The sequence below is a fragment of the Micromonospora sp. URMC 107 genome (genome assembly GCF_051386315.1).
Classification (GTDB): Bacteria; Actinomycetota; Actinomycetes; order Mycobacteriales; family Micromonosporaceae; genus Micromonospora.
Genome location: NZ_JBPQTK010000033.1, coordinates 13,786 through 27,647, shown reverse-complemented (window position 1 = coordinate 27,647; position 13,862 = coordinate 13,786). Strand labels below are relative to the sequence as shown.

At 71.4% G+C, this 13,862-nt stretch carries 13 protein-coding genes and 2 tRNA genes; 7 read left to right on the top strand and 8 right to left on the bottom strand.

Translation table 11 applies throughout. The features are described from left to right. Nucleotides 1-120 precede the first annotated feature (120 nt). Nucleotides 121-1,107, bottom strand: coding sequence for an L-threonylcarbamoyladenylate synthase (locus ACSNN9_RS10675; protein ID WP_436672869.1), 987 nt, complete (start codon nucleotides 1,105-1,107; stop codon nucleotides 121-123). Between the two features lie 84 nt (nucleotides 1,108-1,191). Here ACSNN9_RS10675 and sigJ point away from each other — a divergent pair, with 84 nt between their 5' ends. From sigJ to ACSNN9_RS10650, 5 genes are all read left to right on the top strand, one after another. Beyond that, nucleotides 1,192-2,136, top strand: a complete 945-nt coding sequence (gene sigJ / locus ACSNN9_RS10670; RefSeq protein ID WP_436672868.1) for an RNA polymerase sigma factor SigJ — start codon at nucleotides 1,192-1,194, stop codon at nucleotides 2,134-2,136. A gap of 92 nt (nucleotides 2,137-2,228) precedes the next feature. Continuing rightward, nucleotides 2,229-3,425: an NAD(P)/FAD-dependent oxidoreductase gene (locus ACSNN9_RS10665; RefSeq protein ID WP_436672867.1), complete on the top strand. Its 1,197-nt coding sequence runs from the start codon at nucleotides 2,229-2,231 to the stop codon at nucleotides 3,423-3,425. Nucleotides 3,426-3,534: 109 nt separating this feature from the next. Continuing rightward, nucleotides 3,535-4,290, top strand: coding sequence for an HAD family hydrolase (locus tag ACSNN9_RS10660; protein ID WP_436672866.1), 756 nt, complete (start codon nucleotides 3,535-3,537; stop codon nucleotides 4,288-4,290). Then, nucleotides 4,287-4,925, top strand: a complete 639-nt coding sequence (locus ACSNN9_RS10655) for an SAM-dependent methyltransferase (RefSeq protein ID WP_436672865.1) — start codon at nucleotides 4,287-4,289, stop codon at nucleotides 4,923-4,925. The genes ACSNN9_RS10660 and ACSNN9_RS10655 overlap by 4 nt, the downstream gene beginning before the upstream one ends. Nucleotides 4,926-5,128: 203 nt before the next feature. Beyond that, nucleotides 5,129-5,851, top strand: a complete 723-nt coding sequence (locus ACSNN9_RS10650) for a VOC family protein (RefSeq protein ID WP_436672896.1) — start codon at nucleotides 5,129-5,131, stop codon at nucleotides 5,849-5,851. Between the two features lie 62 nt (nucleotides 5,852-5,913). Here ACSNN9_RS10650 and ACSNN9_RS10645 read toward each other — a convergent pair. From ACSNN9_RS10645 to gyrB, 6 genes are all read right to left on the bottom strand, one after another. Then, nucleotides 5,914-5,989: transfer RNA gene (locus ACSNN9_RS10645), tRNA-Ala, on the bottom strand. Between the two features lie 41 nt (nucleotides 5,990-6,030). Continuing rightward, nucleotides 6,031-6,159 (bottom strand): DLW-39 family protein, encoded by a 129-nt coding sequence (locus tag ACSNN9_RS10640; RefSeq protein WP_210834795.1) that lies wholly within the window; start codon nucleotides 6,157-6,159, stop codon nucleotides 6,031-6,033. Between the two features lie 43 nt (nucleotides 6,160-6,202). Next, nucleotides 6,203-6,276, bottom strand: a tRNA-Ile gene (locus ACSNN9_RS10635). A gap of 221 nt (nucleotides 6,277-6,497) precedes the next feature. Beyond that, on the bottom strand, nucleotides 6,498-7,409 hold the full coding sequence (locus ACSNN9_RS10630; protein ID WP_436672864.1) for a DUF3566 domain-containing protein: 912 nt from the start codon (nucleotides 7,407-7,409) through the stop codon (nucleotides 6,498-6,500). 4 nt (nucleotides 7,410-7,413) lie between these two features. Further along, the gene (gene gyrA, locus ACSNN9_RS10625) at nucleotides 7,414-9,933 is read right to left on the bottom strand and encodes a DNA gyrase subunit A (RefSeq protein WP_357866783.1); all 2,520 of its coding nucleotides are present in this window, start codon (nucleotides 9,931-9,933) and stop codon (nucleotides 7,414-7,416) included. A gap of 130 nt (nucleotides 9,934-10,063) precedes the next feature. Then, complete coding sequence (gene gyrB, locus ACSNN9_RS10620) at nucleotides 10,064-12,010, bottom strand: DNA topoisomerase (ATP-hydrolyzing) subunit B (protein ID WP_357866786.1); 1,947 nt, start codon at nucleotides 12,008-12,010, stop codon at nucleotides 10,064-10,066. A gap of 508 nt (nucleotides 12,011-12,518) precedes the next feature. Between gyrB and ACSNN9_RS10615 the strand changes: the two genes are divergently transcribed. Continuing rightward, a complete protein-coding gene (locus ACSNN9_RS10615; protein WP_357866789.1) occupies nucleotides 12,519-13,073 on the top strand; it encodes a hypothetical protein in 555 nt (184 codons plus the stop codon). Here ACSNN9_RS10615 and ACSNN9_RS10610 read toward each other — a convergent pair. Next, nucleotides 13,058-13,537, bottom strand: coding sequence for a MarR family winged helix-turn-helix transcriptional regulator (locus tag ACSNN9_RS10610; protein WP_436672863.1), 480 nt, complete (start codon nucleotides 13,535-13,537; stop codon nucleotides 13,058-13,060). The genes ACSNN9_RS10615 and ACSNN9_RS10610 overlap by 16 nt on opposite strands. A gap of 94 nt (nucleotides 13,538-13,631) precedes the next feature. Here ACSNN9_RS10610 and ACSNN9_RS10605 point away from each other — a divergent pair, with 94 nt between their 5' ends. Next, on the top strand, nucleotides 13,632-13,859 hold the full coding sequence (locus ACSNN9_RS10605; protein WP_358082468.1) for a hypothetical protein: 228 nt from the start codon (nucleotides 13,632-13,634) through the stop codon (nucleotides 13,857-13,859). Nucleotides 13,860-13,862 lie beyond the last annotated feature (3 nt).

Here is a 13,862-nt window from a genome sequence, read left to right as displayed (position 1 = left end):
GCTGACACCTCACTTCCAGGGGGTTGTTGCCGTTTCTCCTACCCCCGTCCTCCCCGCCCATACACGGGCGGTGGAAGCGCCGGCGAACCATGGCGAGGTGGGCCGCGTTCCGCGCCCGTCTCACTGCGCCGGATGCCAGGTGGCGGCGGCGCGGCGCAGCCGGTCGTTGACCGCCCGGCCGACGCCCACCTCGGGGACCGGCTCGACCAGGATCTCGCCGACCCCGATGGCGTCCAGCTCGTGCAGCGCGTCGAACAGCCGCGCGGCGGCCTCCGTCAGGTCGCCGGCGGCGGAGAGCACCTCCACGGCGGCCCAGTCGCCCGCCGGCCGGTCCCGGAAGGCCAGGAAGCCGCGCCGGACCCCGTCGGCCGCCGGCGGCTCGCCGCCCGAGGCCAGCCGCAGCGGCGTACGCGGGGCGTAGTGCGCCGCCAGCGTGCCGGGCGCGACCGGCTGCCCGGAGCTGCCCGGGCGTACGGTCACCGGGCCGGCGGCCTCCTCCAGCGCCTCGACCGGCAGCGCGCCGAGGCGCAGCACCACCGGCCGCCCACCCCGGGCGTCCACGATGGTCGACTCGATGCCGCACCGCGTCGGCCCGCCGTCGAGCACCACGTCCACGGCGGCACCCAGGCCCCGCACCACGTGCTCGGCCCGCGTCGGGCTGAGCTGGCCGAACCGGTTCGCGCTCGGCGCCGCCACCGGCACCCCGGCCTCGGCGATCAGCGCCCGCGCGTACGCGTTGTCGGGCACGCGGACCGCCATCGTCGCCAACCCGGAGGTGACGATCGGCGGGATCGCGGCCGGCCGGTCCACGATCAGCGTGAGCGGCCCGGGCCAGAAGCGTTCGGCCAGCGCCGCCACCGCCGCCGGCACCGCCCCGACCAGCTTCTCCAGTGCGGCCGCGTCGGCGAGGTGCGTGATCAGCGGGTCGAAGCTGGGCCGCGCCTTCGCCTCGAAGATCCGGGCGGCGGCCCGGGCGTCCAGCGCGTTCGCGCCGAGCCCGTAGACGGTCTCGGTGGGAAAGGCCACCAACCCGCCGGTACGCAGGACGGAGGCGGCCTCGGCGATGCCGCTGTCGGCCGGGAGCACGCGTGGGGATCCGGTGGTCACGCACCCGACGCTAACGTGCCGGGGATGGCGTCGGCGCTGCGGTGGTCCGGTTCCGATCCGTGCCGCGCGGCCTAGGATCGGGTCATGTCCTTGACGGCGAACGACGTCGAGCGGTTCGAGGCCGCCAGGCCCCGCCTGGAAGCCATCGCCTACCGTCTCCTCGGCTCCGCCGCCGAAGCCGAGGACGCCGTCCAGGAGACGTTCCTGCGCTGGCAGGCCGCCGACGTCGAACACATCGAGGTCCCCGAGGCCTGGCTGACGAAGGTCCTCACCAACCTGTGCCTCAACCAGCTCACCTCCGCCCGGGCACGGCGGGAGACCTACCCGGGCCAGTGGCTTCCCGAGCCGCTGCTCGCCGGGGACCCGATGCTCGGCCCCGCCGAGACGGCCGAGCAGCGCGAATCGGTCTCGTACGCGGTCCTCACCCTCCTGGAGCGGCTCTCCCCCGGCGAACGGGCGGTGTACGTGCTGCGGGAGGCCTTCGACTACCCGCACCGCGAGATCGCCGCGATCCTCGACATCACCGAGGCCGCCAGCCAGCAGATTTTCCACCGCGCCAAGAAGCACGTCGCGGACGGCAGGCCCCGTGCCGAGATCGACGAGGCCGCCGCCCGGCGGGTCGTGGCGGAGTTCCTGACGGCCGCCACCGGCGGCCGGATGGAGCCGCTCCTGCGCCTGCTCACCGAGGACGTCTTCGCGGTCGGCGACGGCGGCGGGAAGGTCCCGGCCCGCGCCAAGGCGTTCGAGGGCGCGGTTGCGGTCGCGAAGTTCCTGTGGGGTCTGTTCAGGCCCGGCAAGGCCAAGCGCGCCCTGGTCGGTGGCACGCCCGAGGTCTACGCCTGGACCGCCAACGGCGGCCCCGCCGTCCTGGCCGTCGTGGACGGCCGGGTCGTCGGCGTCATGTGCCTGGAGGTCACCGCCGAGGGCATCGCCGCGTTCCGTAACCAGGCCAACCCGGACAAGCTCGAACGGGCAACCGTGCAATGGGGTGCCACCGACCACGGCGAGCCCCTGTTCCACGCCTTCTGACCATCATGTGACGTGCTTCACGCGCCGCCCCTGTCAGGAAACGGCGGGCCACCCGGTTCAAGTGGCAACCCGCTCGAGACAGGAGCATGGACATGCCGCACCGCATCATCGTCCTCGGAGCCGGATACACCGGAGCCATCGTCGCCGGCCGCATCGCCCGACGGCTCCACCGTGGGGACGTCTCCGTCACCATCGTCAACGAAGGGGCCGACTTCGTCGAACGCGTCCGCATGCACCAGCTGGCGGCCGGTCAGGAGCTCAGGTCCCGGCCACTGCGTGAGATGTTCGCCGGCACCGGGGTCGAGCTGAGGCTGGCGAGGGTCACCGGCGTCGACGTCGACCGCAGGACCGTCGCCGTCACCGACGCGAACGGCGCCGGAGAGCTCGCCTACGACACGCTCGTCTACGCCCTCGGGAGCGGCTGGAACCCACGGGGCGTCCCGGGAGCGGCCGAGCACGCCTACGAGATCTCCAGCCGCCCCGGAGCACTCCGGCTACGCGAGCGCCTGGCCAGGCTCGACGCCGGGCAGACCGTGCTCGTCGTCGGGGGCGGCCTCACCGGCCTGGAGGCCGTGACGGAGATCGCCGAGGCCCGCCCCGACCTCGACGTCGCCCTCGCCGCCCGTGGCGGTCTCGGCGACTGGCTCTCCCCCAGGGGCCGCGCGCACCTGCGGAAGGTCTTCGACAAGCTCGGGATCACCGCGTACGAGCACGCCACCGTCACCGGCGTCGAAGCCGACCGCGTCGCCACCGCCGACGGCAGGGCCATCCCGGCGGCGGTGGCCGTGTGGACCACCGGCTTCGCGGTCCACCCGATCGCGAGGGCGACCGCCCTGGAGGTCACCGACTCCGGCCAGATCGTGGTCGACGGGACCATGCGGTCGGTTTCGCACCCGGACGTGTACGCCGTCGGCGACGCCGCCATGGTGATGGGCCCCGGGGACAAGCCGCTGCGGATGTCGTGCGCCTCGGGAGTTCCGACCGCCTGGCAGGCCGCCGACGCGATCGCGGCGCGCCTGGCCGGGGCAAAGCTGCCGACCAGCCGGATCCGCTACTTCAACCAGTGCATCTCGCTCGGCCGTGGCGAAGGCCTGATCCAGTACGTCACCGCCGACGACCGCGCCCTGCGGGCGGCCCTGACCGGACGCCTCGCGGCCGTCTACAAGGAGCTGGTCTGCAAGGGTGCCGCCTGGGGCGTCGCCAACCCGACGCTCGGGCTGCCCACCCGGCGCCGCCGCGTAACGCGGAGCCGGACAACGGCGGGCTCGACCGTCGACGCGCTGGCGTAGCGCGACCTGTCCGGGGCAGCCCGACCACGGCGCGAGGGGGATCCTGCGGTCACGTCCACTCCGACCGCGGTCCCCCTCGTCTCCCGTCCCGGTGCGCAAGGATGGTGGCATGCTTCGTACCCCTCGGGCTCTCCTGCTGGACTTCGGCGGCGTCCTGGCCGACGCGCCACCCCCACCGCCGGCCGCTCCGGGGCTGGTGCGGCGGCTGGCCGAGCTCGTCGACGGCGCGGTGCCGGACGAGCGGATCGCCCGTGACCTGGGTGAGGGCGCGCGGGCGTACGCCCTGTGGCGCGACGACGTGGGCAGGACGGGCGACCCCGTCGAGCTGCCGCACGGCCAGGTGTGGGCCGACTTCGTGACCCGGTCCTGGCCGCGCGAGGCCCGGGCCGCCGTCGAGCGGGAGGCGACCGCGCTGGCGTACGCCTGGACCTGGCGGGAGGAGTGGGCGGTGCGGCCCGGCATCCCCGAGGCCCTGCGCCACGCCGCCGAGGCCGGCCTGCCGATGGCGGTCGTCAGCAACACGCTCTGCGGCGCCGCCCACCGGGACTTCCTCGCCACCGCTGGGCTCTCCGGGCTCTTCGGGGCCGAGTTCTACAGCGACGAGGCCGGGCCCCGGAAGCCGAACCCGGAACTGGCGCGGCTGGCGGCCCGCGCCATCGGGGTGCCGCCCGGCGACTGCTGGTTCGTGGGCGACAGCGTGCACCGCGACATCGTCTGCGCCCGTCGCGCCGGCACGGGCGCCGCGATCCTGATGCGCTCGCCCCGCACCGACCGGGAAGCGGCGCTCCCGGGAGTCGAACCGGACGCGCGGATCGAGGACGGCCACGGGCTCCTCGCGCTGCTGCGTGAGCACTTCCGCCCGTGACCGTTTGGACCGACTGGCAGGCGTGGCACGAGCCCTACGCCGACGCGAACTCCCCGCTGTCGCGTCGACTGCGGCTGGTGCGGCGGCACATCGCCTCGTGGCTCGACGAGCGCTCCGACGAGCGGCTGACGGTGGTCAGCGCCTGCGCGGGGCAGGGCCACGACCTCATCGGCGTCCTGGCCGCGCGGCCTGACGCCCGACGGCTGCACGCGACCCTGCTCGAGTACGACGCCGGCAACGTGGCGGCCGCACGGGCCGCCGCCGACCGGGCCGGGCTCTCCCACCTCGTGATCAGGCAGGCGGACGCCGGCCGGCTCTCCTCCTATGCCGGGGCGGTTCCGGCCGACCTGGTGCTCATGGTCGGGGTCTTCGGCAACATCTCGGACTCCGACGTGGAACGGACGGTCGCCGCCCTTCCTCAGTTCTGCGCAGCGGGTGCCACCGTGATCTGGACCCGGGCGCGGCGCACACCGGACCTGACGCCAGCCGTACGCAGGTGGCTTCGCGACGCCGGCTTCGTGCAGGAGGCGTTCCACGCTCCGGACGACGTGCGGTTCTCCGTCGGCATCCACCGGTTCGCGGGCACGCCGCGACCCCTGGAGGCCACGGGAACGCTCTTCACGTTCCTGCGCTGACCGCTGACGCTGCCGGCATGTGACGGTCGGGGCGGCGGCCAGAACGCCAGCTTCTCGGATGGCGTCCGCGTGCGCGGCCAGACGGTGCGGCTGCCGGCCGGAAAACCTGGCTGCGGTTGGCGTCGGCTCACCCGTAGGCTCCCGGGCGACCGGCTGGCACGGCGTCCGTGTCGACAGCGGTCGGATCGGAGATGAGCAGAGGGATGACCTGCCAACTGTTCGCACTCAGCTTCGATGCGAGCCAACCGTTGAGCCTCGCCCGGTTCTGGTCCGGGATCCTGGGTTGGGACCCGGCCGACGAACCACACGACGGTGTCACGCTCCTGCCCAGCGACGACACCGGATTCCGGCTCCGCTTCCTTCCGACCCGGAGCCGGAAGGCCGGCCAGAACCGGATGCACTTCGATCTGACGAGCACGTCCCTGGAGGACCAGCGGCAGACGGTGGCCAGGGCCCTGGAGCTTGGCGCCCAACACATCGACGTCGGGCAACGCCCCGAGGAAGGTCACGTGGTGCTCGCCGACCCCGACGGCAACGAGTTCTGCGTCATCGAGCCGGGCAACAAATTCCTCGCCGACTGCGGATTCGTCGGCGCGCTGGCCTGCGACGGTTCGCAGGAGGTCGGATACTTCTGGAGCGAGGCGCTGGGATGGCCGCTGGTCTGGGACCAGGACCAGGAAACCGCGATCCGTTCACCGCACGGCGGTCCGAAGATCACGTGGGGTGGTCCACCGCTGATGCCGAAGACGGGCAAGCAACGACTGCACTTCGACCTCGCTCCACCGGTGGACGGTGACCAGCAGGCGGAGGTCGAGCGTCTGCTGGCCCTCGGGGCGACCCGGATCGACATTGGCCAGGGCGAGGTCAGCTGGGTGGTGCTGGCCGACCCCGACGGCAACGAGTTCTGTGTGTTGACGCCCCGGTAGCCGGGCCAGGGGCCGGCGGCGGTGGTCCTGCGTTCGGGACCGAGATCAACCGAGGAAAGTGCTGGTGGAGCCCAGGGGACTCGAACCCCTAACCCCTGCCTTGCAAAGGCAGTGCTCTGCCAGTTGAGCTAGGGCCCCCGGGGCGGACGATGCCGCCGGTGCCGGCAGTGCCAGCGGGATCAGCGCAGGTCGGGCGCGGTGGTCGCCTCGTGCCAGAGGGCGCGCTCGTCGTTGGAAGCCTTGACCTTCCTGGCCACCACGGCTGCCACACCGACGACGCCGGCCAGGATCAGAAGCTTCTTGAACATGGGGCCTACCCCTCGTGCTCGACTGCCGTCGGACGATGTGCGGTGGGGCTAGCTGGAATCGAACCAGCGACCTCAGAGTTATCAGCTCTGCGCTCTAACCGACTGAGCTATAGCCCCGCGTGGCGACGAGCAAGGTTAACCCATCCGTCCGTCCGGCCCCAAATCGGGGGCCGGCGCGACGTCCGGGCGTTGCCGTCGCCTCTGAACCTACCGGAGGCCCCGCGTCCGACCCAGCCGATTACGCCGCCCGTACGGCCCGCCGAGACGCCCCGTGACGTCCCTGGGATGGACGGAAGCCGGGGCCCCGCGTTCGGCGGTGCCCCGGCTTCCGAGGTGGTTCAGTCGCGCTCGGCGAGGGTCAGCTCGATGCCGCCGACCAGGTCCGCGCAGACGTTGTAGACGAACGCCCCGAGCGTGGCGAGGGCCGTGAACAGCACGACGTTGACCAGACCGATCAGCGCCGAGCTGAGGATCACGCCCTTGGCGGTGATCTGGAAGCCGCTGGTGCTCTGGCCGCCGCCCGCGCTGACCAGGTCGGTCAGGCTGTCGTTGACGCTGGTGAACACGCCCATCGCGTCGAGGGCCAGGTAGAGCACCGAGGTGGCCACCACCACGACGATGAAGAGCACCACCGAGACCGCGAACGCGAACTTCATGACGGACCAGGGGTCGATCCGCTTGAGGTTCAGCCGGGCCCGGCGCGGTCCGCGCGACGCGGCCGAACTGACCGACGTACGCGCGGCGCGTACCGCGTCACCCACGCGTGCCGCCCCGACGGCCGCGGCGCCGCTGACCCCCGGCGGCAGGCCGCCCCCGTTGGCCGGGCGGCCTGCTCCGGTCGGCCGGGCGCCGTCCGGCTGCGGCTTCGCGGTGCCCGTGACGCGGGGCTGGGTGCCGGTGGCGCCCGTGACCCGCGGCTGTGTCCCGGTGGTGCCGGCCGACTGCCCGGCACCGACCTTCAGCGGCTGCGTGGTCGTCGGTGCGGCGGCGGCCGGTTTGGCGGCGGGGGCCGGCTTGTCGAGCCCCACCGTCTCGGTCCTGTCCGCGGCGTCCCCGTCCTCGGAGGGCTTGTCCGGAGGCGGTGTCATTCCGGGAGCCCGGGTGAATTTCGGGGCAGGCGCGTCGGCGGGGACGGTGGCCCGACCCACGGCCGCGCGGCCGGTCGCTGGTGTGCCGCTCTTCGCGGCCTCCTCGTCGACCGGGGTGGCCGAGGTCCCCGTGTTCCCCGACTTCGCCTGTGTCTCCGTCATTCAACTAGTCCTGTTCGTCAGGCTCGTCGGCATTGCGAGCAATCGCCACGATAGTCACGCCATCCGGAAGGTCCATCAGCTTGACCCCCATTGTGTTCCGGTCACGCGTGCGGCGTACAGGCTTCACCGGAGTCCGGATGACACCACCGTTGCTGGTGATCGCGAACAGCTCGTCGTCCGGGTCGATCACCACCGCGCCGACCAGACCACCGCGCCGCTCGGTGATCTTCGCAGTCAGCACGCCCTTACCTCCCCGGCCCTGCACGGGGTATTCCTCGATCGGGGTGCGCTTCGCGTATCCCCCGTTCGTGGCCACCAGGACGTCCAGCCCTTCGCGGACGACCTCCATGGCCAGCAGGACGTCGTCCTCGCTGAAGCGCATGCCGATCACGCCCGAGGTGGCCCGCCCCATCGGGCGCAGCGCCTCGTCGCTGGCGTTGAACCGGATCGCCTGCGCGTTCTTCGAGACCAGCAGCAGATCCTCCTCCGGCGCGACGAGCGCCGCCCCGACCAGCTCGTCCTCGTCGCGCAGGTTGATCGCGATGATGCCGCCGGACCGGGGGGAGTCGAACTCCTCGAGCCGAGTCTTCTTCACCAGGCCGTTCTTCGTGGCAAGTACCAGGTAGGGGGCCACCTGGTAGTTCGGAATCTCGATGATCTGCGCGATCTGCTCGTCGGGCTGGAACGCGAGCAGGTTGGCCACGTGCTGGCCCTTGGCCACCCTACTGGCCTCCGGAAGCTCGTATGCCTTCGCCCGGTAGACGCGCCCCTTGTTGGTGAAGAAGAGCATCCAGTCGTGGGTCGAGCATACGAAGAAGTGGCTGACGATGTCGTCCTGCCGGAGCGTCGCCCCGCTGACGCCCTTGCCGCCGCGCCGCTGGGACCGGTAGAGGTCCACCTTGGTCCGCTTCGCGTAGCCCGTGCGGGTGATCGTGACGACCACGTCCTCGCGGGCGATGAGGTCCTCCATGGAGACCTCGCCCTCGAACGGCACGATCTTGGTGCGCCGTTCGTCGCCCCACTTGGCGACGATCTCGCCCAGCTCCTCCGAGACGATCCTGCGCTGCCGCTCGGGCTTGGCGAGGATGTCCTTGAGGTCGGCGATCTCCAGCTCCAGCTTGGCCAGGTCGTCGAGGATCCGCTGCCGCTCCAGCGCGGCGAGCCGGCGCAGCTGCATGTCGAGGATCGCGGTCGCCTGGATCTCGTCGATCTCCAGCAGTCGGATCAGACCCTGCCGGGCGTCCTCGACGGTGGGCGAGCGCCGGATCAGGGCGATCACCTCGTCGAGGGCGTCCAGCGCCTTGGACAGACCGCGCAGGATGTGCGCCCGCTCCTCCGCCTTGCGCAGCCGGAACGCCGTCCGCCGGCGGATCACGTCGATCTGGTGCTCGACGTAGTAGCGGATGAACTGGGCCAGGTTGAGCGTGCGCGGCACCCCGTCGACCAGCGCCAGCATGTTGGCGCCGAAGGTCTCCTGGAGCTGGGTGTGCTTGTAGAGGTTGTTCAGCACCACCTTGGCGACCGCGTCACGCTTGAGCACGAGCACGATCCGCATGCCGGTACGCCCGGAGGACTCGTCGCGGATGTCGGCGATGCCGGCGAGCTTGCCCTCCTTGATCAGCTCGGCGATCCGCTCGGCCAGGTTGTCCGGGTTCACCTGGTAGGGCAGCTCGCTGACGACCAGGCAGGGGCGGCCCCGCTTGTCCTCCTCGACCTCCACCACGGCCCGCATCCGGATCGACCCGCGCCCGGTGCGGTACGCGTCCTGGATCGCCTGCGTGCCCACGATCAGGCCGTGGGTGGGGAAGTCGGGCCCCTTGACGATCTCCAGCAGCGCGTCGAGGGTGGTGGCCTCGTCCTCCTCCGGGTGCTCCAGGCACCACTGCACGGCCGCGCCGATCTCGCGCAGGTTGTGCGGCGGAATCTTGGTGGCCATGCCGACCGCGATACCCTCGGAGCCGTTGACGAGAAGGTTCGGGATCCGCGACGGCAGGATGGTGGGCTCCTTGGCCCGGCCGTCGTAGTTGTCCTGGAGGTCGACGGTGTCCTCGTCGATGTCCCGCAGCATCTCCATCGCCAGCGGGTCGAGCTTGCACTCGGTGTAGCGCATGGCGGCGGCCGGGTCGTTGCCCGGCGAGCCGAAGTTGCCGTTGCCGTCGACCAGCGGGTAGCGCAGCGACCAGGGCTGCGCCATCCGGACCAGCGCGTCGTAGATCGCCGAGTCGCCGTGCGGGTGGAACTGGCCCATCACGTCGCCGACGACGCGGGAGCACTTCACGTAGCCCCGGTCCGGTCGGTAACCGGAGTCGAACATGGCGTAGAGGATCTTGCGGTGGACCGGCTTGAGCCCGTCCCGGACGTCCGGCAGCGCCCGCCCGACGATGACGCTCATCGCGTAGTCGAGGTAGGAGCGCTGCATCTCCACCTCGAGCCCGACCGGTTCGATGCGGTCGTGCGCGACGACGGCGGCGATGGTCTCGGGAACCTCGGGCTCGTTCGGTGTGGACTCGGGGATATCGGTCACTGTTAACCCTTATCAGACTCAGAGTCGTTTTCGTGCTGTGGATAACGGCTGTGGATACCGGCCGCGCTGTGGATAACTCTGTGGATCGGCGGGCTGGCCGGTGGATGACCGGCCGGCCCGCCGAGATCCGTCAGATGTCCAGGAAACGGACGTCCTTGGCGTTGCGCTGGATGAACGAGCGGCGCGCCTCGACGTCCTCACCCATCAGCACGCTGAACAACTCGTCGGCGGTGGCCGCGTCGTCGAGCGTGACCTGACGCAGCGTACGCGTCGCCGGGTTCATCGTGGTCTCCCACAGTTCGGGGTAGTTCATCTCGCCGAGGCCCTTGAAGCGCTGGATGTCGTCCGGCTTCGCGTTCGGCTTCTTCTGCTGGCGCAGCGCGATCAGGCCGTCCCGCTCGCGGTCCGAGTACGCGTACTGCGCGTCGTCGCCCCGCTTGTTCCACTTGATCTTGTAGAGCGGCGGGGCGGCCAGGTAGACGTGCCCCATCTCGACCAGCGGACGCATGAAGCGGAACAGCAGCGTGAGCAGCAGCGTCTGGATGTGCTGGCCGTCGACGTCGGCGTCGGCCATCAGCACCACCTTGTGGTAGCGCAGCTTCTCCATGTCGAAGTCGTCGTGGATGCCGGTGCCCAACGCGGTGATCAGCGCCTGGACCTCGTTGTTCTTGAGCACCCGGTCGATCCGGGCCTTCTCCACGTTGAGGATCTTGCCCCGGATCGGCAGGATCGCCTGGGTACGCGGGTCGCGCCCCTGCTTGGCCGAGCCGCCGGCCGAGTCGCCCTCGACGATGAAGACCTCGGACTCGCGCGGGTCGGTGGACTGGCAGTCGGCCAGCTTGCCCGGCATCGAGCCGGACTCCAGCAGGGACTTGCGCCGGGCCAGCTTGCGCGCCTGCTGCGCGGCGATCCGGGCCCGGGCGGCCTGGGACGCCTTCTGGATGATGATCTTCGCCTCGGCCGGGTTGCGGTCGAACCAGTCGACCAGCCACTCGTTGCAGACCCGCTGCACGAAGCTCTTCACCGGGGTGTTGCCCAGCTTGGTCTTGGTCTGGCCCTCGAACTGCGGGTTGGCCAGCTTGACCGAGATGATGGCGGCCAGGCCCTCGCGGATGTCCTCGCCGGAGAGCTTCTCGTCGCCCTTGAGCAGCTTCTTGTCGGTGCCGTAGCGGTTGACGACGCTGGTCAGCGCGGACCGGAAGCCCTCCTCGTGGGTGCCGCCCTCGTGGGTGTTGATCGTGTTGGCGAAGGTGTAGACCGACTCGCCGTACGACTCGTTCCACTGCATGGCGATCTCGACCGACATGCCGTCCTCCTCGGCGCCGAACTCGACCACGGTCTTGTGGATCGGGTTCTTCGAGGCGTTGAGGTGGCGGACGAAGTCGGCGATACCGCCCTGGTAGCAGAAGGTGACCTCGCGCGGCTTGCCCTCCTCGCCCTCCGGGACCCGCTCGTCGAGCAGGTGGATGGTGAGGCCCCGGTTGAGGAAGGCCATCTCCTGGAGGCGCCGGTAGATGGTCTGGAAGTCGAAGTCGACCGTCTCGAACACGTCGGCGTCGGGCCAGAAGGCGACCGCGGAGCCGGTGCGGTCGGTCGACTCGCCCTTCTCCAGCGGGGTCGGCTTGGAGTTGTGGTACTGCTGCCGCCAGACGAAGCCGGACTTGTGGATCTCCACGGCCATCTTCGTGGAGAGGGCGTTCACCACGGAGACGCCGACGCCGTGCAGACCGCCGGAGACGGCGTACGCCTTGCCGTCGAACTTGCCGCCCGCGTGCAGCACGGTCAGCGCGACCTCGACACCCGGCTTCTTCAGCTTCGGGTGCAGGTCGACCGGGAACCCCCGGCCGTTGTCGGTGACCCGGACCCCGCCGTCGGCGAGCAGCACCACGTCGATGGTGTCGCAGTGGCCGGCCAGTGCCTCGTCCACCGCGTTGTCGACGACCTCCCACACCAGGTGGTGCAGACCGCGCTCACCGGTCGACCCGATGTACATACCGGGGCGCTTCCGGACCGCCTCCAGCCCCTCGAGAACGGTGATCGACCCGGCGCCGTACTCCTGCTTGTCCTGCGCTGCCACCCTCGGCCACTTTCTCGCGCCGTGCGCGCCTGGTGGCGCGTCGGGCGCGGGTTCGGCGGACAGGACGCGACGTCGACGCGCAGACCGGCACCGGAGACAATTCCGGGGTACGGGTCGAACGCGCCGGTCGCCGCGGTTGCCCGCGGATCGCGATCGGCTCGACCCGACGTGGACGATGATCGCGGGCCCCGCTCCGGGCCCGTGTCTCGTCGCTCCGCACCGGGTCTTCGTCTCGGGGTCAATCTTACTGTGCGCGGGCGACAGAACCACCACTCGGCACCCCCTGCGAGGCGGCTGAGACCGACGTAGCCGGCCGAACCGCGCCGCCCGCGACTCCCCCTACACGCCAGGGGGCGATCGGGGGCGCCGCCGCCTGACGATCGGTGCCGGTCGGACGGGTGGGAACGCCACCGCCGCCACGCCGTCGGCCCGGCCTTGATCTTTCCCGGCCGGAACCGGACGATCGAGCCGATACGAACTACCCGTGCTCTCGAAGAGGTGACGCCAGATGGGGCTGGACAACGTCGCGGTGCATTGGCCGCGGACCGGCCGCTTCTACGACCCGGTCGCGCCGGCCGAGTTCGTCGACTTCGGCGACATCGTCGACATGCCCCGCATCTCCGCGCCCACCGCGGCGCTCGCCGAGCTGATCGCCAAGACCGGCACCGTGCGGGCGACCGCGTACACCGAGCTGGTGGACCTGCTGCTCGGCCTGGAGGGTGTGCTCTACGCCACGGACGCGGCGGCCGAGGACGAGGATCCGGTGATCGATCCCGACGGCTGCGCCTGGATCGCCGGCGGCATCGAGCGGTTCGTCACGGGCCACCGCCCGCACGGCGAGGCCGTCACCTTCGACTCGGTGAGCCAGGTGCTGCGCTCGCTGCTCGCCGACGGGCGGCTGGCCGAGCAGCAGCTGCGCTGGCTCGACAGCCGCCTGGACGCGCTGCGCGACGAGAGCGGCGAGCCGCCGCAGTGGAACTTCACCTGCGCCGAGCTGGCCGTGCTGGCCGCCTTCTACCGGCGCTGCGCGGACCGCGGCTTCGCCGTCTACGCCGACGCCTGACCCGCCGCGGCGGAACCGCCCGCGCGGTTGGCGGCGCCGATGACCCGGGTCAGCACGGCGTGCAGGTGGCGCAGCTCCTCGACCGGCATGCCGAGCCGTTCGACGATCGCGGGCGGGATCTGTTCGGCGCGCTCCCGCAGGGCCTCGCCGGCGGCGGTCAGGGTCACCGCGAGGCTCCGCTCGTCGGCGGGGTCGCGCTCGCGCCGCACGTAGCCGGTCGCCTCCAGCCGCTTGAGCAGTGGCGACAGGGTGCCCGGATCGAGCTGGAGCAGGCGGCTGAGGTCGCGTACGGACAGCGGCGCGTGCTGCCAGAGCGCGAGCATCACCAGGTACTGCGGGTGGGTCAGCCCCATCGGCTCCAGCAGTGGCCGGTAGACGGCGACCACGCCGCGCGCGGCGACGGAGAGCGCGAAGCACACCTGCTGTTCCAGCGCCAGGGGATCCCCGTCGAGCTGGTCGGTCACGGGCGCACCTCCTCGTCGTCGTTGCGAGCGTACCAATGGTTGGTGTACCAATGGTTTGTATGCCAATCATTCACCGCGCACCGGAGGTCAGGCGATGACCGAGGAGAAGCCCACCCCGAAGGCCCCCGGCGAGGGCGGACGCCTGATGGCCTGGGCGTTCCGGCGCCTCGCGGGTCCGCCGGAGGTGCAGGGCGCGGTGCAGGGCGGCTCGAGCCACGCCCGCGAGGCGTGGAAGCAGGACCTGGAGCGACGCAAGCAGTGGAGCCGCGAGCAGCGGGAGCGCAAGCGCGCCGAGCGGGAGGCCCGCCGCGAGGGTCGCTGACCG